This is a genomic window from Yoonia vestfoldensis DSM 16212 (assembly GCF_000382265.1).
GTDB lineage: Bacteria > Pseudomonadota > Alphaproteobacteria > Rhodobacterales > Rhodobacteraceae > Yoonia > Yoonia vestfoldensis.
This window is the reverse complement of record NZ_KB907975.1, coordinates 227,225-244,031: the sequence shown is the minus strand read 5'-3', so window position 1 is coordinate 244,031 and position 16,807 is coordinate 227,225. Positions and strand designations below refer to the sequence as shown.

Sequence of the window (16,807 nt, the reverse complement as noted above, 5' to 3'; positions counted from 1 at the left end):
TCAGGCTGCGGCGTTCTTGTTGGCGGGTTTCGCCGTATCGCCGGAGTTCGCGTCGATGAAATCAAGCACGAGCGGGCGGATGTTGTGCCGCCAGCTGCGGCCCGCGAAAATCCCGTAATGCCCGGCGCCCGGTTCCAGATGCGCGAATTTCTTGGACTCCGGCAGGCCTGTCAGCAAAGGAAGTGCCGCGAGGCACTGGCCGGGGGCGGAGATATCGTCTTTTTCGCCTTCGACGATCTTGACGGCGACGGTGGTGATCTTGCCCAGATCGACCGCCTTGCCGTTGACGGTAAAGCTGTTGAGCGCGATTTCGCGGTTCTTGAAGATGCGTTCCACTGTCGAGAGATAGAATTCCGCCGTCATGTCCATGACCGCCAGATATTCGTCATAGAACATGTTGTGCTTGTCGTAATCCGACGCTTCGCCCTTGGCGGCCTTGATGATCTGGTCGCGGAAGGCGTTGCTATGCGTCTCAAGGTTCATCGAGATGAAGGACGCAAGCTGCAAGAGCCCCGGATAGACCATCCGCCCGACGCCCGCATATTTGAAGCCCACGCGCTGGATCATCGTCTGTTCGAGCTGGCCCATCGTGACGGACCGGCCGAAATCGGTGACTTCGGTGTGGTTCGCTTCGGGGTCGACAGGGCCGCCGATCAGGGTCAGCGACCGCGGCTGCGCCTTGGGGTCCTCGGCCGCCAGATAGGCCGTCGCGGCAAGCGCGAGCGGCACGGGCTGGCACACGGCGATCACATGTGTGTCGGGGCCAAGCTCGCGCATGAAATCGACCAGATAAAGCGTGTAATCCTCGACATCGAACTTGCCGGCGCTGACGGGAATGTCGCGGGCGTTGTGCCAGTCGGTGATATAGACATCGGCATCGGGCAGAAGGCTGATCACGGTCTTGCGCAGCAGGGTCGCATAATGGCCCGACATCGGGGCCACAACCAGCACGCGGCGCTTGCTGGCCTTGCGTTTCGGTGTCGAGAAATGAATGAGGTCGCCAAAGGGGCGTTCGAGCACGCGCTTGATGACGATCGTGTGGTCCTTACCCTTGTCATCGGAAATCGGGGGCAGGTTCCAGTCGGGCTTGACCACCATCCGCGAAAAGGTGCGCTCGGTCACTTCGCCCCAGGCCTTGAGCCAGTCCATCCCAGGATTTGCGGCCCAGGACATCATCGGATAGGATGCATAGGCGCGCGCACTGGCCCCCAGCCACTGATAGGTATTCCGCGTGCTTTCCATAAGGTCGTAGGTCATCATATACTTCATCGAAAGCTCCGATCGGTCACGCACACATGCTGCACTTGCAGCATACGCATAGGCGAATGAACATGACAACAAACGATTTAGATTCTGCTAAAGAAATGGGCGACGGTGTTGCCAAGCTGGAAGCAAATCTTGCGCGGGTCGAAGAACTGACCCAGCGTTTGTTGAAGGTAATGGGCCAGTCCCGCAAGGTGGCACCATCCTTGCAGGGACCCAGCCAGGAACTTTATGTCAAGGCCGCCAGCGCCTATATGACCGAAATGATGCAGAATCCCGCCAAGCTGATCGAACATCAGCTCGAATTTTGGGGCAAGTCGGTCAAGCATTATGTCGAAGCCCAGCACCTGTTGGCCCAAGGCAAGCTGACGCCACCGACCGACGACACCCCCAAGGATCGTCGTTTCAGCCATGAGCTTTGGGACACCAACCCCTATTTCAACTTTATCAAGCAGCAATACCTGATGAACGCCGCTGCCGTGCAGCAGGCGGTCGAAGATATCGACACGCTGGACGCCGGCGAGAAAAAGCGCCTGCGCTATTTCAGCCAGCAGCTTGTCGACATGATCAGCCCAACGAATTTTCTGCCGACCAACCCCGAAGCGCTGGCGCTCGCGGCCGAGACCGAAGGCGAAAGTCTTGTCGCGGGTCTGGAGAACATGATCGCCGACCTGGAAGCGAACGACGGCGATCTGGTCGTGACGCTGGCCGACAAAAAGGCGTTCAAACTGGGCGAGAATCTGGCGACGACGCCGGGGTCGGTCGTGTTCCGCAACCATCTGTTTGAGCTGATCCAATACGCGCCCAGCACAGACACGGTCCATGACATCCCGCTGCTGATCTTTCCGCCATGGATCAACAAATTCTATATTCTGGACCTGAAACCGCAGAACAGTCTGATCAAATGGGCGGTGGATCAGGGCCATACGGTTTTCGTCGTCTCGTGGGTGAACCCCGACGCGTCCTATGCCGACACCGCGATGTCCGACTATGTCGAGGACGGCTATCTGACCGCCATGGCCGAGGTGAAAAAGATCTGCGGTGTGAAAAAGATCAACGCCGTGGGCTATTGCATCGCGGGCACCACGCTGTCGCTGACGCTGGCGCTAATGAAGCAACGCAAGGATACGTCCGTGAACTCCGCGACCTTGTTCACCACGCTGACCGATTTCTCCGACAGGGGCGAAGTGGGTGTGTTCCTTGACGACGATTTCGTCGACGGGATCGAGGCGGAAGTCGCACAGAACGGAATCCTCGATTCCTTTTTCATGTCACGGACGTTTTCCTATCTGCGGTCCAACGACCTGATCTATGGCCCAGCCATCAAAAGCTACATGATGGGCAAGGCGCCGCCTGCCTTCGATCTGCTGTACTGGAACGGCGACGGGACCAACCTGCCTGCCAAGATGGCCGTCGAATACCTGCGCGGTCTGTGTCAGGACGACCGTTTCGCCACCGATGGGTTCGAGATTTGCGGCACCACAGTCCATCTCAAGGACGTGACCGTCCCGCTTTGCGCCATCGCCTGCGAGACGGACCACATCGCCGCGTGGAAAAGCAGCTATACCGGCGTGCAAAAGATGGGATCGAAGGACAAGACCTTTATCCTGTCGGAATCCGGTCATATCGCGGGCATCGTCAATCCGCCCAGCAAGAATAAATACGGGCATTATACCAACCCGGAACTGGGGCTGACGGTCGAGGATTGGCGCGACACAGCAGTGCGCCATGACGGGTCATGGTGGCCGCGTTGGGATGCGTGGCTGGCGCAGAAATCTGGCAAAAAGGTGCCCGCCCGCACGCCGGGCGACGCCGATCACCCGGTTCTGGCCCCGGCACCCGGTACCTACGTTTCCGCTAAGTAAGCCAGCGCAAAGCGATTTTTCCGCTTTACAAAAATTTCATGCTGCAGTGCAGAAAAAAGACTTGAAATGCTGCACTGCAGCATGCATATTGGTGTCAGACGAAAACAGCGGATGTTGATCCGCAAACTCAAAGGATTACTCCAATGGCCAAGACCCAAGATTTCACCGCCGTGTTCAAAGACATGATGGGCGCGTTCCCAGTCGACACAAAGGCAATGGAAGACACATTCAAGAACCAGACCGCTCTGGCCGAGAAAATGTCCGCCGTCGCCATCGACGCTGCAGGCAAGTCGACCGAACTGTCCGCAAAGTGGACGCAAGACACGCTGAGCAAGCTGCAGTCGATGGCTTCCGCCAAGACTGAACCAGCTGATTATGCAAAAGCGATGACCGACTTCGCATCGGCATCCGCTGAATCCGCTGCCGAGCATATGGCCGCTTTCGCTGAGATCGCGAAAAAGGTTCAGACGCAGACGATGGAACTGGTTCTGGCCGCTGGCAAGGACATGTCCGAAGAAATGACCGCCGCTGCCAAGAAAGCGACGAACGAGGTGACCGCCGCTGCGAAAAAAGCAACGACCGTCAAGTAAGCCTTTACGAACGGCCCCGCCCTCCCTCGGGGTTTGTTCTGAAAACGGTCCGCATCACGCGGGCCGTTTTTCGTTTGAGGTAGTGCTTTCCTTTTTTGCGGACGCAGCCTAGGCTTCTCTGCAGTGCAACATGTCCGGGGGAGGGCGCGTCTTGGCTGACACCAACAAACCACTGCTTATCAAGCGCTACGCAAGCCGGCGCCTGTATAACACCGAAACCAGCGATTACGTCACGCTCGAAGACATCGCTCTGTTCATCCGCGAAGGCCGCGAGGTCCAGATCGTCGATCTGAAATCCGGCGACGACCTGACGCGGCAATACCTTCTCCAGATCATCGCCGAACACGAAAGCCGCGGCGAAAGCGTGCTGCCTGTCGATGTGCTGACTGATCTGGTGCGCAGCTACACCACGCAGGCCGCGTCTGTGGTGCCGCAATTCCTTGCCGCCAGTTTCGAGATGCTGCGCGAAGGCCAGTCCAAGGCCATGGAAAACATGACCAAGGCCAACCCGATGACCGCGATGCCGGGTTTCGATGCGATGCGCGCCCAGCAAGCCGCGTTCTTCAAGGCGATGACCGGCGGTCTGGTGGGTGCCAGCTCCGGCCCTGCGAAGGAAGGCGACGAGTTGAACGAGATAAAGACCCAGCTTGCCGAGCTTCAGGAGAAGCTGTCGAAGATTAACAAATAGGGTTCAGACCCCCAACCTGTCACGCAGCGCGTACCATGTCATCGCAAGCGTCAGCAGAGGTGCGCGAAACGCGCGGCCGCCCGGAAAGCTGGGCACCTTGAGACCGGCAAGCGTGTCGAAACGGTCTGCTTGGCCGGCCACAGCCTCGGCCATTACCTTGCCTGCCAGACCCGACAGCGCCACACCATGCCCCGAAAAGCCTGCGCCCGACAGCACATTGGGGGCGACCCGCTGGATCGCGGGCAGGCGGGTCATCGTGATGCCAAGGGTTCCGCCCCAGACATAATCCACCTTCACCCCGTCCAGTTGGGGAAACAGGTTCGTCATCCGCTGGATCAGTGCGGTGCTGATGTCACGCGGAAAGCCGATTGAATAGCTTTCGCGCCCGCCGAACAGGAAACGGTTATCCTCGGACATGCGATAGTAATTCACGACGAACTTGCTGTCCGCCACGGCGATATCGCGCGCAAGCACGTCGCGCGCGCGATCCCCCAAGGGTTCCGTCGCGCAAACGAACGAATTGATCGGCATGACCTTGGCCGCGACAGCGCTGTTGATACTGGGCATATAGCCATTGCCCGCCATGATGACATGCCGCGCCTTGACCCGGCCTTGGCCTGTCTGCACGACTGCGGGATCACCATTGACGATGCCAGTAACTTCGGAGCGGTCATAGATCCGCGCGCCCGCCGCCTCGGCCAGCCGCGCCAGCCCCAGCGCATAGCGCAACGGGTGCAGATGGCCTGCGCCCATGTCGAGCAACCCGCCCTTGTAGAGCGGCGATTTCACCAGATCGCGCATCGCGTCAGGGCTGAGTTTTTCGATCTGGTCATAACCATAGGTCTGCGCCAAATACTCGGCATCGGCGTCATAATCGCGCGCCTCGGACGCGGAATAATAGCCGTGTGCCACACCCGGCTTGTACTGCGCTTCGGGGATATGATCCGCACAGGTCTGGCGGACATCGGCCTTGGCCTCCTCGGCCAGCGCCCAGAGGGCTGCGGCATTGCCCGCCCCCAGTTTGCGTGCAAGGCTCTGCTGGCTGGCGTTAAAGCCGGTGCCGACCTGACCGCCGTTGCGCCCCGACGCGCCGAAGCCCGCACGATGCGCATCCAGCACGACGACATCGAGCCCCTTTTGCGCCAGATGCCACGCCGCTGACAGGCCGGTATAACCCGCGCCGATCACGCAGACATCGGCCACGGTTTCCCCGAAAAGGGCAGGGCGTTCCGCAGGCAGGTCGGTGCTGGCGACATACCAGCTTTTCGGCATCTGGCCGGGACGGTCGTTTCGGTAAAGCGGGTTCATACGTTCAGCAACAGATGTTCACGCTCCCACGGGCTGATGACCTGCAGGAATTCCTTGTATTCCAGCCGCTTGACGATGGAATAGACGCGCGCGAAATCCACCCCGAGCACGGCCTGCAATTCCGTGGCCTCGTCAAACAGATCAAGCGCGTCGGACAAAGACCCCGCGATCTCGGATTCGGATTCGTAGGCTTCCCCGACCCAGCGCTTGTCGGGCCGGATCTCGTTCTTCAGCCCCAGATAGCCGCAGGCCAGCGAGGCAGCGATGCACAGATAGGGGTTGCAATCCATCCCCGGCAGGCGGTTTTCGATCCGGCGCGCACCGGGGTCGGAAATCGGGATGCGGATGCCCGTGGTGCGGTTGTCGCGGCCCCATTCAAGGTTCACGGGCGCGGCCGAATCCGGCACATAGCGGCGGTAGCTGTTCACATAGGGTGCGATCACCGCGATGGCGCTGGGCATATGTTCCTGCAAGCCGCCAATGAAATGGAAGAAGGCGTCGGTTTCGCCGCCCCCCGGTCCGGTAAAGATATTGCGCCCTTTTTCGTCGATCACCGAATGGTGGACATGCATGGCCGAGCCCGGTTCGCCTTCGATCGGTTTGGCCATGAAGGTGGCGAAACAATCGTGTTTCAGCGCGGCCTCGCGGATCAGGCGCTTGAAATAGAACACTTCGTCGGCGAGCTTGATCGGGTCGCCATGGCGCAGGTTGATTTCTAGCTGGCCAGCGCCGCCTTCCTGCGCGATGCCGTCGATCTCGAATCCCTGGATTTCGGCATATTCATATATGTCGTCGATGACAGGGCCATAATCATCCACGGCGGTCATCGAATAGGCCTGCCGTCCGGCGGCGGGGCGTCCGGTGCGGCCCATCATCGGTTCAATCGCCTTGGCGGGGTCGATATTGCGCCCGACCAGATAGAATTCCATCTCGGGGGCAACGACGGGCGTCCAGCCTTCGGCCTTGTAGAGGTCCACCACGCGCCGCAGCACGTTGCGCGGCGAAAAGGCGACAGGCTTGCCTTTCTGGTCATAGGCGTCGTGGATCACCTGCAAGGTGCCATCGGCGGCCCAAGGGGCGGCGGTCGCGGTGGACAGGTCGGGTTTCAGGATCATGTCGGGTTCCAGAAAACCGTCCGGCCCCGATGCTTCGCCCCAGTCACCCGTGATGGTCTGGAAGAAAATCGAATTCGGCAGATGGAAATGTGTCTGCTTTTCCCATTTGCCCGCAGGTACAGCCTTGCCGCGCGCAATGCCCGGCAGGTCGGCGATGACGCATTCGACCTCGTCCAGCCGGTTGGCTTCGAGATAGGCCATGGCAGCGGCGGGGATTTTGTCTGTCCAGCTCATGCCAGCTCTCTTTCCTTGAAAAACTGCGCGATCTGGGTGGCAAGGCGGCCACTGTCGACCGGCTTGTCCAGATCGTCGCGCACCTGCGCCAACTGCGCGTCGGGCACATTGCCGGGCCCCCGATAGGTGACCAGCCCGTCGATGACCTGTGTGTCAAATTCAGGATGTGGCTGCACGGTGAAAATCCGGTTGCCATAGACCAGTGCGGCATTGGTGCAGAAGTCGTTGCTGCCGATGACGGTCGCGTCTTTTGGCAAGGTCACGACCTGATCCTGGTGCCACGCGTTCAGCGCGTAATCATGGCCGTTGATCTGATAATTTTGCCGCCCGACCGCCCAGCCACCTTCGAATTTCGACACCTTGCCGCCCAAGGCCTGCGCGATGATCTGGTGGCCGAAACACACACCAACCAGCGGAATACCGGCGGCATAAATCTCGCGGATCAGCGCCTCAAGCGGGGGAATGAACGGATGATCCTCGTAGGCGCCATGCTTGGAGCCCGTGATCAGCCAGCCATCGCAATCTGTGATCGCCGCAGGAAAATCCATGTCCACGACGTTGTAGACCACGAAGGTGAAGTCATGGCCATCCAGAAGGCGTTGGAACAGATCGCTGAAATCGCCAGTGGTCGGGCGTAATTCGTCCGGCGCGTGCCCTGTTTGCAGGATGCCGATTTTCATGTTTTCACCATGTGTTGGGTTTCGCCGCTAAACTACCCTGCCGTTGATATTGCCGCAAGCGGGGACCGTCAGACCGTATCGAGGTAGAGTTCCAATTGCTGTTCCTCGGACAATTCGGCGAAGTAATGCAGTTCCTGCCGCTTGGTCATGACGAAATTGTCCACCAGCGTGTCGTCGAAAATGCGCCGCGCCAGCGGACTGTTCTCGAAGGCGTCGATCGCGGCGGCCCATGTGTCGGGGATCTGGGCCAGATCCTGATCATAGGCATTGCCGAAAATCGGTGGCGGCGGTGTCAGGTCATCTTCGATCCCGATCAGGGCGGACCCCAGCACACCGGCCAGGAACAGATAGGGGTTCACATCGCCGCCCGCGACGCGGTGTTCCACGCGGCGTGCCTTGAAACTGCCGCCCGGCACGCGCACGGATGCGGTCCGGTTGTCATAGGCCCAGCACACACCCGTCGGGGCGTGGCTTTCGGGGACCAGCCGTTCATAGGAATTGCCATGCGGGGCAAAGATCAGCGCAAGGTCGGGGATCCCCTTCAGGCAACCCGCGATGGCATTGTGCAGGATGCGCGTGCCTTCGAACGTGTCATTGGCCATCAGGTTGTTTCCGTCCGCATCCACGACAGAGAAATGCGTATGCAGCCCGTTGCCGGCGTATTCCTCGTAAGGTTTCGCCATAAAGCTCGCGGCCATCCCGTGATTGCGGGCCAGACCACGCACCAGCATCTTGAACAGCCATGCATCATCGGCTGCCTTCAGCGCGTCAGGGACATGTTCGAGGTTGATCTCGAACTGGCCCATCCCGACCTCGGAAATCGCGGCCTCGGCGGGAATGTTCATCGCGTCGCAGGCGTCATAAAGATCGTTGAAGAATACATCGAAGGCATCAAGCGCGCGCAAGGACAGGATTTCCGCCCCCGGACGGCGCTTGCCCGACCGTGGTGAACGGGGCTGGCGGATACCGTCGCCGCTGTCATCGACCAGATAGAATTCCATTTCCGTGGCGACCACAGGCGTCAGCCCGCGCGCCGTGTATTTTTCCAGCACCCGCGCCAGCGCCTGCCGCGGATCGCCGGCAAAGGGCGTGCCATCCTCGTGGAACATCCACATCGGCAGCAGGGCGGACGGGCTGTTCAGCCACGGCATCGGCACATAGCCGCGCTCGGTCGGCATCAGCACGCCGTCGGGATCGCCTGCTTCGAACACCAGCGGGCTGTCCTCCACATCCTCGCCCCAGATATCGAGGTTGAGGATTGAGAACGGGAACCGCGTCCCCTCTTCTTCGAGCTTGGCCGCGAATTTGCGCGGCACACGTTTGCCCCTTGCCTGACCATTCAGGTCTGCGGCCCCGCAACGCACGTTGCGGACCTCGGGACGATCGTCGATCCAGCTCATCTGATTACCTGTGGTTTGAAACGCAGCTTTGCGCGCACGTTCTGGGGAAGATGGCGGTTCAACCGGCCATTGACCAGCCCGAAAATGCTGATGATGACCAGCGTCAGCAGGATGAAATAGCCCGCCAGAATGGGGTAGGGGATGAACGGGTTGAACGTCTTGTCCGCGAAATACCGTGCATAGTAAAGCGCGTCGCCGCGTTGCTGGATCGCGGGAAAGCCCGAAAAGAACACCAGCGTCGTCGCGTGGAACAGAAAAATCGCCTCGTTCGTATAGGCGGGCCAGGCAAGGCGCAGCATCGTGGGCCAAGTGATCCGCCGGAATCGCGCCCAGCCGGACAGGCCGTAAGCGTCGGCAGCCTCCAGATCGCCTTTGGGGATGGATTGCAGAGCGCCATAGAAAATCTCGCCCGAATAGGCGGCGGTGTTCAGGAACAACACGACCAGCGCGCCCAGCCAGGCGGATGTAAACGGGTCAAAGAATGGCGACAGGCCCTTGAGGCTGAGAAACAGGAAATATGCGAAAAAGAACTGGATGAACAACGGCGATCCGCGGAACAGGAAGATGAACCACCCCGATGCCTTGCGGATCACCACGTTGCGCGACGCCTTGCCGACGGCTACGGCGGTCGCAAGGAAAAAGCCGGTGCAGAGCGCCACGACACCGAAATAGATATTCCAGATCATGCCCGACCCGATCAGCGTGAATTGCTGGCAGAGCGTAAAGTCGCGCTGTGGCAGCAGCCGTTCGCCTAGCCCCTGACTGCGCAGCCCGTAATCGAGGATCGTTTCCCAACAGCTCATGCGGCCGCCTTGCGCTGGGCTTCGCCTGCGGCGGTAGCCTGCCCGAATGTCAGCCGCGCCATGATACGGTCCAGCACGACCTCGGACACTTTGGTAAAGCAAAGATAGAAGATCAGCAGCGCCAAGAAATACCATTGCCGCCAGTCGGGGTGCGGATAATCGGTGAACCGGGGCTGGGCCGCGCCGCCCAGTTCGCGCGCCCAATAGACGATGTCCTGAATGCCCAAAAGGAACAAGAGCGGCGTGGCCTTGATCAGCACCATCCACAGGTTCGACAGGCCGGGCAGCGCATAGACCCACATCTGCGGCACCAGCACCCGCCAGAACGTCTGGCGCTGGCTCATGCCATAGGCTTCGGCGGTCTCCAGCTGGCCGCGCGGCACGGCGCGCATCGCGCCGAACAGGACATTTGCGGCGAAAGCACCGAACACGATGGCAAAGGTCAGCGCGGCGACAAGGAAAGCGTAACTGTCATGCACCCATTGCGGCGAATTGCCCAAAGGCAGTTTGGCGGCCTGACAGACGACGAAATCATTGCCTTGCCAGACGGCCTGATCCCAGTCGGGGCATTTGATCCGGTGACGGACGTATTCCAGCGCCTGATCCAGCGCGATGACGAAAAACAGAAAAAACGCGATATCGGGCACGCCGCGCACGATGGCGATGTAGGTCTTGCCGAACCAGCGCAGCGGGGCCACGGCACTGCGCGCGGCGGCGGCACCGGCAAATCCGAAGGCAAGTGCGGTGGGCGCAGTCAGGGCCAGCAGCAATAGCACGGTGCCGACAGCATAATAGATCTCCATATGCTTGCCAGTCGTGAGGTAGCAGGCAAACCATTGGAATGTCTCCAATGTCGCAGGATCTGTGCAAAAGCTGAAAATGGCGGGACCGCACTATCTGGGGGTGAGGCCCCGGCGCAATGGCCGGGGCGCAGGTCGTTTAGAACGTGGCCGAGCCGGGCAGCCATTTGGTGATCAGTTCGTTCAGGCTGCCATCGTCCTTCATGGACTGGATCGCCGCGCTGAAGGTGTCGCGCAGTTCGGTGTCCGACTGGCGCACGCCCAGACCGATACCGCCACCGATCAGCACGTCGTCACCGACAAAGGACAATTCGGCATCGGATTCCGCGATGGGTTCAAGAAACGCCTTGTCGGCCAGAACGGCATCCGCCTCGCCATTGCGGACGGCCGAGATGGTCTCATCCGGGGTTGCGAATTCCAGCAGCGTCGCACCGGCCATGCCCGTGACATAGCTGGCCTGGATGGTGCCGGATTGTGCGGCGATCACGGCGTTGTCCAGATCAACCTCGGCCAAGGCAAGGAAGGCGGATGGATCGGGCTGGGTGTAGGGGTCGGAAAAGTCGATGACTTCGCGGCGCTCTTCGGTGATCGACATGCCCGCGATAATCGCATCATAGTTGCCGGACACGAGGTTCGGAATGATGCTGTCCCAGTCGTTGGTGACCCATGTGCAGTTCAGTTCGGCGCGCGCGCAAAGCTCGTCACCCAGTTCGCGCTCGAACCCGTCGACTTCGCCTGCGTCGTTGATGAAGTTGTATGGAGGATAGGCGCCCTCGGTGCCCAGACGCACCACGTCTTGCGCCATCGCCATGCCGCCCAGAAGGGCCATGGTTGCAGTTGTAACGATCAGTTTGTTCATCATACTTCTCCCGTTGATGATTATGCGACTGTTGCGGACAGAAATCCGCGCAGTCTTTCCGTTGTCGGATTGGCGAAAAGCGCGTCAGGCGCGCCTTGTTCTTCGATGCGGCCCTGATGCAGGAACACGACATGGTCGCTGACATCGGCCGCAAGGCGCATGTCATGCGTGACGATGATCATGGTGCGCCCTTCGGTGGCCAGATCCTTGATCACGCGAACCACCTCTTGTTCGAGTTCGGGATCAAGCGCGCTGGTGGGTTCGTCGAACAGCAGCGCCTTGGGTTCCATGCAGAGCGCGCGTGCAATCGCCGCGCGCTGTTGCTGGCCACCCGACAGCTGTGCCGGATAGGCGTCGCATTTGTCGCCGATTCCGACCTTGTCCAGATAGGCGCGCGCCGATGCCTCGACCTCGGCCTTGGGGCGTTTGAGAACGGTGACAGGCGCTTCCATCACATTCTGCAGAATCGTCATATGCGCCCAGAGATTGAACTGCTGGAACACCATCGACAGGTTCGTGCGGATGCGGATCATCTGCGCGTGATCGCCGGGGCGGCGGTTCAGGCCCGTGCCTTTCCAGGTCACCGCCTCGCCACAAAAGATCACATCGCCTTGCTGGCTGTCCTCCAGCAGGTTGGCGCAACGCAGCAAGGTGGATTTGCCCGACCCCGACGACCCGATCAGCGATACGACGTGACCAGCGGGGGCTGTGATGTCGACGCCCTTCAGCACTTCGAGCGACCCATAGGATTTATGCAGGTCGCGAATCTCGATCACAGGGACGCTGTTGGACACGTTCGGGCTTCTTTTGTTGTTCCGCCTCCGATTAGGCCCGCTTTTCGCGCCGTTTGCAACGGTTTGGTGAAGGTTGACGATACGTCAGGCCAAAACCGCCTCGGGTTCGGGCGGCAGGGGGATATCATAGGCATCCGGCGAAAGCGGCATGACGCCGCGCAGGCCAAGTGTCTGGCGGTGACTTTCGGGCAGGGACGCGACAGCGGCGGTGATCGCGGCCAGATAAGGTGCGGCATCCTGCCCCGCACGGGTGATCAGCGTCATGCAGGGGCTGGCGGGCGTGGTGCCGATGACCTTGACCTGTCCCGTCAGCGGATCGTCCTGCTGGGCCATCCACCATGTCTGCGCGTCGATGGCCGCGAAATCGGCAGCACCCGTCGCCACAGCCTTGATGCTGGCGGCATGGCTGCCGGTGACCAGCGGGGCGGCAAACAGGAACCCCTGATCCGCCGCCCATTGCTGCGCCGCTCCATAGCCCGATTGCGAAAGAAGGGCGCTGGCGGCCATGTGGCGACCGCGCAGATGGCGCAGGTCCGATATGGCGCTGTCCCGATGCACGATGAAAACCGAATTGTAATACCCCGGCGTGCAGCCGGGCAGGCCGTAATCCATTGCGGCAATCGGTGTCACATGGTCGCGGAACTGCGCACGATAGGGCAGGTTGCAGATCTGGCCCAGCACCAGATCGGGATGCGCCCAGCTTGCCTCGAAATCGATGTTCTCGTCCAAGGCGTCAGGCGCAGGCAGGCCGTGGTCGCGCAGGCCAACGCGGATCAGCGCCCAGAGGGCGTGATGCGCCGCCATGTTGGCAGGGCGCAGGTACATCGGCAGGCTGGCGATCATGATGGCGTGACGCGCAGCCGTGCCGCATTGCTGTCCTGATCGGTGATCCCCAGCAAGGACGCGGTCATCCGCATCATGCTGTCCTCGTGTTCGTCGCGCACGCCGTCGGCCATGACGACCCGCCACAAAGCCTCAATCACGGACAGGCGCTGTTCGTAGGCCACGGCATCCTTGATTGCACGGGTAAAACGGACGGTGTCGGGGGCTTCCGCCTCCAGCGCCTCGCAATCGGCGCGCAGCGTCGCGGCCTCTGCCTCGGTCAAGGCATAGCGGGACATCATGGTCCGGTCGATCTGGGCCTTTTCGGATGGATCGTACCTGCCGTCCGTGCGCGCGATACGCACCAGAAGCGCGCCGAGCGCCACACGCGCATCGGGGTCGGACAGGGGCTGCGGGGCGGGGGCGGTCATACGCCTGATCAGGTCTGCAAACATGGCAATTACATAAGACGTTTTGCTGCCGGAACAAACATCAATTCTGCATGAGGTGCTGGCGGAACATCGCTGACAGGCGCGCGGCCTCGTGCTGGAGCCCGTACGGCGGGTTCACCACGAAGAGGCCAGAGCCGACCATGCGATGCCCCGGGCGGGCCGGGGGAAATGTCACTTCATGCCGGAATCCTTCGGGGAATGCGTCCTGCAAGGCGCGCAGCATCGGCTTGTGCGGACCATCGGTCAGGACCGGATACCACAGCACCAGAACGCCCACGCCCCATTTGCGATGCACCTTGGCCAGAAGTGGTGGGATCGTGTCGTAATCCGCCTTCACCTCGAAACTGGGATCGACCAGCATCAGCCCCCGGCGCGGATCTGGCGGGGACAGCGACAGCGCCATCTCGAATCCGTCGCGCTGGCGGAACACGCCGCCATATGGCGCCATCGTGATGGCAAGGGCCGCGTATTCCTGCGGGTGCAGTTCGGCCAGATGGATGCTGTCCACCGGGCGCAGCATTTCCGCGGCAACCAATGGTGATCCGGGATAGGCCTGCGTGCCATATTTCGCCCGGATACGTCCGAGCACGGCCCGGTAAGGATGATCCGGCGCGAACCAGTCGGCGGCGACGGCGATCCCCTTCGCCGCCTCGCCGGTTTTGACGGCGGCGTCATCGGTCAGATCATAAAGCCCGCGTCCGGCATGGGTTTCCAGATAGGACAGGGGTTTGTCCTTTTGGGTCAGATAATCGAGCATCCACGCAAGCAGGCTGTGTTTTTGCACATCTGCGAGGTTGCCGGCGTGATACGCATGTTGATAGGACAGCATGACATGAAACCTTTGCTTGGGCTGATCCGTGCCTATCCTTGTGTGATGGTCGTGCCAAGCCGCTCGCCTCTGGGCTTGGGTCGTTTATCCGAGGATGAGGCATTTACGAAAGGTAAACTATGCGTGGCATTTTCATCGTGGCCCTGTGCTGTCCCACTTTGGCCTTGGCGCAATCCGAAAACGAGATCGGGTTGACCATCGGCCTTGGCGTGCAATCGGCTCCGTCCTATTTCGGCGCCGACAGCAACGATGTTGGGCCGACCGGCAGTTTTGCGCTTGATCAGCTGGATTTCAACGGACTGTCGGTGGGCAGTGGCGCGGGGGCCGGGTTCAGCTTTGGTGGTTCGTTGCGCTATATCGCCGCGCGAGAGGCGGTGGATCACAGCGAATTGCAGGGATTGACCGATATCGACGCCGCCATCGAATTGGGCGGCGGGCTGCGGTACGTCGGCCAGAATTTCGACGCCTTCGCCAATCTGCGCAACGGATTTGGCGGGCATGACAGCGTGGTTGCAGATTTCGGGATCGATTTCATCCAGCCGCTGGGGTCGCAATGGGAATTGCGCGCCGGTCCGCGCGCGCTTTGGGGCAGCGAAGATTATGCGCAAACCTATTTCGGTGTGACCGAGGCGGAAAGCAACGTCAGTGCTTTCGCGCAATACGACGCGGGCGCAGGCTTGGTCCGTGCCGGACTTGCCGCGAGCCTGACCTATCAGGCGACACCCGACTGGGGCGTGGTCGGCAGGGTCCTCTACGAGGAATTGCAAGGCGATGCCGCGGGCAGCCCTATTGTGCAGCGCAAGGATCAGACCAGCGTCAGCCTTGTGGTGACACGGCGGGTGTCGTTCGGGTTTTGACGGCCAGAGGCGCGTGACCCCTGACGGCCACGCCCCTCCTGCCGCCTGCCAGCGCCCGACAAAGGAACGCGGTGATAGCAGTGTTGGTCGGACGGCGCTGGGGACTTCAAAAAAGTTGCGTATCGTGCCTTCTTGGTGTCAGGCGTGGGATTGTTAAGGCTGACGTGTTTGCGCGGTATTGATTGCACCGAAGGTCTCGGCACGGCACAGTAGGTCTCAACACTTGAAGTTGCAGTGGAATCAAGAGTGCAATCTAAGAAATATCTTTTCTTGACTGCCGTCGTGCTGGGTATCTGTAGCCTCGTCGCTCAGGCAGAGCAAACTCTGAGCGCGGTTAATCCCGATCTGCGTGCTGCCGCATTGGCCTGGCTGCATGCGGAGGAGTCGACTGACGCACTGGTTGCGCTGGCAACAATCGCAGCAGAGGGGAACTCCGCGGCGAGGGGGTTAGTGAATACGATTGATCGCAGGTTTGGGCATATCGATTTTCTGGACATGAGCAGGGAAGAACGGCGGGCTTTGCTGCTGCCTGATCAGGGTCAACCTGTCTCTTCCCTCAGTGTTTACCGTGACACAGCGACACTCGACCTCCTGGGTGAGGCACATCAACGCATGACAGACGCGACGACGCCAGAAGAGTGGATATCCGGCGCGCAAATGCTGCTGGATGCGGGGCTGACTGAACCGCTTATCGACCAAACGCGGGGCTTGTCTGGCTTTCATTCAACCCGACCTGAGATCGACATTCCGGCGATGAAATTCATCGAAAGCCAGTTTGGGGATGACCCGACGATCCGGTCACATATGTGGGGGTCCGTCTGACTGATCAGGCTATGATCTACTATCCTCATTTAAATGATCCGGAGAGGCGCGACGCGCTGATCGCCAGTTGGGACGGGATGCCGTGGACTGCGCAAGAACGAGACAGCTTTTTGCATGCGCTGGCAGATGGCGAGTGGGCAGCTTTACGGATAGCCTCGGTCATGTTCTCTTTTGCACAGGACGCTAACCAAGAGTTGCTGCCCCCACCCGACCAAGACCTACAGCGCTTTATTGATATGGTCAGGTCCGCCTTCTGGCGCGGGTCGCGCGCCGACTTAATCATCAGCGACGCCGACCTTGACACTCTGGGATCATTTATCTTTGAAGATGCCGGACGGTCCTATGACCTTCAGCCAATCTTGAACAGTTGCGCCATGCATTGCACTGACAGCGTGAACATCTGCCTTGCGTCGGGCGCTTTGGGCCGACTGGATCAGTTGATCCGCAACCAAGGCCGGTGGGAGCCTGTCATCACGCTACAGGAATATGCATCGTCCGCCCGCGCAGCAAGGGAACTGACCTATCGGTATGGTGAGGTGCGCATGTCCCCCGAAGCAAGGCCAGAGACCATTTCGATGCCGCAATGCTACAGGGATGCGGCACTGGCTTCGGTGAACTCGCAGTAG

The 16,807-nt window shown here is 60.4% G+C and carries 18 protein-coding genes; 6 read left to right on the top strand and 12 right to left on the bottom strand.

What is annotated here, in order from left to right; translation table 11 throughout:
- Positions 1 to 1,269, bottom strand: coding sequence for a polyhydroxyalkanoate depolymerase (gene phaZ / locus H147_RS0104525; RefSeq protein ID WP_019954161.1), 1,269 nt, complete (start codon positions 1,267 to 1,269; stop codon positions 1 to 3).
- A gap of 95 nt (positions 1,270 to 1,364) precedes the next feature.
- On the opposite strand from phaZ, the gene H147_RS0104520 reads away from it, so the two are divergent.
- The 3 genes from H147_RS0104520 (at position 1,365) to phaR (ending at position 4,406) form a co-directional block, all read left to right on the top strand.
- Positions 1,365 to 3,128, top strand: a complete 1,764-nt coding sequence (locus H147_RS0104520) for a PHA/PHB synthase family protein (protein ID WP_019954160.1) — start codon at positions 1,365 to 1,367, stop codon at positions 3,126 to 3,128.
- A 143-nt stretch (positions 3,129 to 3,271) separates the two neighbouring features.
- Positions 3,272 to 3,718 (top strand): phasin family protein, encoded by a 447-nt coding sequence (locus tag H147_RS0104515; protein ID WP_019954159.1) that lies wholly within the window; start codon positions 3,272 to 3,274, stop codon positions 3,716 to 3,718.
- Between the two features lie 151 nt (positions 3,719 to 3,869).
- A complete protein-coding gene (gene phaR / locus H147_RS0104510; protein WP_026352250.1) occupies positions 3,870 to 4,406 on the top strand; it encodes a polyhydroxyalkanoate synthesis repressor PhaR in 537 nt (178 codons plus the stop codon).
- 3 nt (positions 4,407 to 4,409) lie between these two features.
- Here phaR and H147_RS0104505 read toward each other — a convergent pair whose 3' ends face one another.
- From H147_RS0104505 to rlmJ, 11 genes are all read right to left on the bottom strand, one after another.
- Positions 4,410 to 5,714 carry an NAD(P)/FAD-dependent oxidoreductase gene (locus H147_RS0104505; protein WP_019954157.1) on the bottom strand — a complete coding sequence of 435 codons (1,305 nt, stop codon included), beginning with the start codon at positions 5,712 to 5,714 and terminating at the stop codon, positions 4,410 to 4,412.
- On the bottom strand, positions 5,711 to 7,063 hold the full coding sequence (locus tag H147_RS0104500) for a glutamine synthetase family protein (protein ID WP_019954156.1): 1,353 nt from the start codon (positions 7,061 to 7,063) through the stop codon (positions 5,711 to 5,713). Before H147_RS0104500 ends, H147_RS0104505 begins: the two co-directional genes overlap by 4 nt.
- Positions 7,060 to 7,743, bottom strand: coding sequence for a type 1 glutamine amidotransferase (locus H147_RS0104495; RefSeq protein ID WP_019954155.1), 684 nt, complete (start codon positions 7,741 to 7,743; stop codon positions 7,060 to 7,062). Before H147_RS0104495 ends, H147_RS0104500 begins: the two co-directional genes overlap by 4 nt.
- A gap of 68 nt (positions 7,744 to 7,811) precedes the next feature.
- Complete coding sequence (locus tag H147_RS0104490; RefSeq protein WP_019954154.1) at positions 7,812 to 9,143, bottom strand: glutamine synthetase family protein; 1,332 nt, start codon at positions 9,141 to 9,143, stop codon at positions 7,812 to 7,814.
- Positions 9,140 to 9,946: an ABC transporter permease gene (locus H147_RS0104485; RefSeq protein WP_019954153.1), complete on the bottom strand. Its 807-nt coding sequence runs from the start codon at positions 9,944 to 9,946 to the stop codon at positions 9,140 to 9,142. The genes H147_RS0104490 and H147_RS0104485 overlap by 4 nt, the downstream gene beginning before the upstream one ends.
- Positions 9,943 to 10,827 carry an ABC transporter permease gene (locus tag H147_RS0104480; protein WP_043699332.1) on the bottom strand — a complete coding sequence of 295 codons (885 nt, stop codon included), beginning with the start codon at positions 10,825 to 10,827 and terminating at the stop codon, positions 9,943 to 9,945. Before H147_RS0104480 ends, H147_RS0104485 begins: the two co-directional genes overlap by 4 nt.
- A 58-nt stretch (positions 10,828 to 10,885) precedes the next feature.
- Positions 10,886 to 11,605 (bottom strand): transporter substrate-binding domain-containing protein, encoded by a 720-nt coding sequence (locus H147_RS0104475; protein ID WP_026352249.1) that lies wholly within the window; start codon positions 11,603 to 11,605, stop codon positions 10,886 to 10,888.
- Between the two features lie 20 nt (positions 11,606 to 11,625).
- Complete coding sequence (locus H147_RS0104470; RefSeq protein ID WP_019954150.1) at positions 11,626 to 12,399, bottom strand: ABC transporter ATP-binding protein; 774 nt, start codon at positions 12,397 to 12,399, stop codon at positions 11,626 to 11,628.
- 84 nt (positions 12,400 to 12,483) lie between these two features.
- Entirely contained in the window at positions 12,484 to 13,242 is a 759-nt protein-coding gene (locus tag H147_RS0104465) for a phosphate/phosphite/phosphonate ABC transporter substrate-binding protein (RefSeq protein WP_019954149.1), read from the bottom strand.
- Positions 13,239 to 13,676 (bottom strand): tellurite resistance TerB family protein, encoded by a 438-nt coding sequence (locus H147_RS0104460; protein ID WP_019954148.1) that lies wholly within the window; start codon positions 13,674 to 13,676, stop codon positions 13,239 to 13,241. Before H147_RS0104460 ends, H147_RS0104465 begins: the two co-directional genes overlap by 4 nt.
- 37 nt (positions 13,677 to 13,713) lie before the next feature.
- A complete protein-coding gene (gene rlmJ, locus H147_RS0104455) occupies positions 13,714 to 14,502 on the bottom strand; it encodes a 23S rRNA (adenine(2030)-N(6))-methyltransferase RlmJ (protein ID WP_019954147.1) in 789 nt (262 codons plus the stop codon).
- Between the two features lie 119 nt (positions 14,503 to 14,621).
- Between rlmJ and H147_RS0104450 the strand changes: the two genes are divergently transcribed.
- The 3 genes from H147_RS0104450 (at position 14,622) to H147_RS0104440 (ending at position 16,807) form a co-directional block, all read left to right on the top strand.
- Positions 14,622 to 15,359, top strand: a complete 738-nt coding sequence (locus tag H147_RS0104450; protein WP_019954146.1) for a MipA/OmpV family protein — start codon at positions 14,622 to 14,624, stop codon at positions 15,357 to 15,359.
- 246 nt (positions 15,360 to 15,605) lie between these two features.
- Positions 15,606 to 16,181 (top strand): hypothetical protein, encoded by a 576-nt coding sequence (locus H147_RS0104445; RefSeq protein WP_162561628.1) that lies wholly within the window; start codon positions 15,606 to 15,608, stop codon positions 16,179 to 16,181.
- A gap of 11 nt (positions 16,182 to 16,192) precedes the next feature.
- Positions 16,193 to 16,807 carry a hypothetical protein gene (locus H147_RS0104440; RefSeq protein WP_019954144.1) on the top strand — a complete coding sequence of 205 codons (615 nt, stop codon included), beginning with the start codon at positions 16,193 to 16,195 and terminating at the stop codon, positions 16,805 to 16,807.

Excerpts from the sequence above, each read along its gene's own strand:
- phaZ (WP_019954161.1), bottom strand. The coding sequence starts at position 1,269 with ATGAAGTATATGATGACCTACGACCTTATGGAAAGCACGCGGAATACC.
- H147_RS0104520 (WP_019954160.1), top strand. The coding sequence starts at position 1,365 with ATGGGCGACGGTGTTGCCAAGCTGGAAGCAAATCTTGCGCGGGTCGAA.
- H147_RS0104515 (WP_019954159.1), top strand. The coding sequence starts at position 3,272 with ATGGCCAAGACCCAAGATTTCACCGCCGTGTTCAAAGACATGATGGGC.
- H147_RS0104505 (WP_019954157.1), bottom strand. The coding sequence starts at position 5,714 with ATGAACCCGCTTTACCGAAACGACCGTCCCGGCCAGATGCCGAAAAGC.
- H147_RS0104500 (WP_019954156.1), bottom strand. The coding sequence starts at position 7,063 with ATGAGCTGGACAGACAAAATCCCCGCCGCTGCCATGGCCTATCTCGAA.
- H147_RS0104495 (WP_019954155.1), bottom strand. The coding sequence starts at position 7,743 with ATGAAAATCGGCATCCTGCAAACAGGGCACGCGCCGGACGAATTACGC.
- H147_RS0104490 (WP_019954154.1), bottom strand. The coding sequence starts at position 9,143 with ATGAGCTGGATCGACGATCGTCCCGAGGTCCGCAACGTGCGTTGCGGG.
- H147_RS0104485 (WP_019954153.1), bottom strand. The coding sequence starts at position 9,946 with ATGAGCTGTTGGGAAACGATCCTCGATTACGGGCTGCGCAGTCAGGGG.
- H147_RS0104475 (WP_026352249.1), bottom strand. The coding sequence starts at position 11,605 with ATGAACAAACTGATCGTTACAACTGCAACCATGGCCCTTCTGGGCGGC.
- H147_RS0104465 (WP_019954149.1), bottom strand. The coding sequence starts at position 13,242 with ATGATCGCCAGCCTGCCGATGTACCTGCGCCCTGCCAACATGGCGGCG.
- H147_RS0104460 (WP_019954148.1), bottom strand. The coding sequence starts at position 13,676 with ATGTTTGCAGACCTGATCAGGCGTATGACCGCCCCCGCCCCGCAGCCC.
- rlmJ (WP_019954147.1), bottom strand. The coding sequence starts at position 14,502 with ATGCTGTCCTATCAACATGCGTATCACGCCGGCAACCTCGCAGATGTG.
- H147_RS0104450 (WP_019954146.1), top strand. The coding sequence starts at position 14,622 with ATGCGTGGCATTTTCATCGTGGCCCTGTGCTGTCCCACTTTGGCCTTG.
- H147_RS0104440 (WP_019954144.1), top strand. The coding sequence starts at position 16,193 with ATGATCTACTATCCTCATTTAAATGATCCGGAGAGGCGCGACGCGCTG.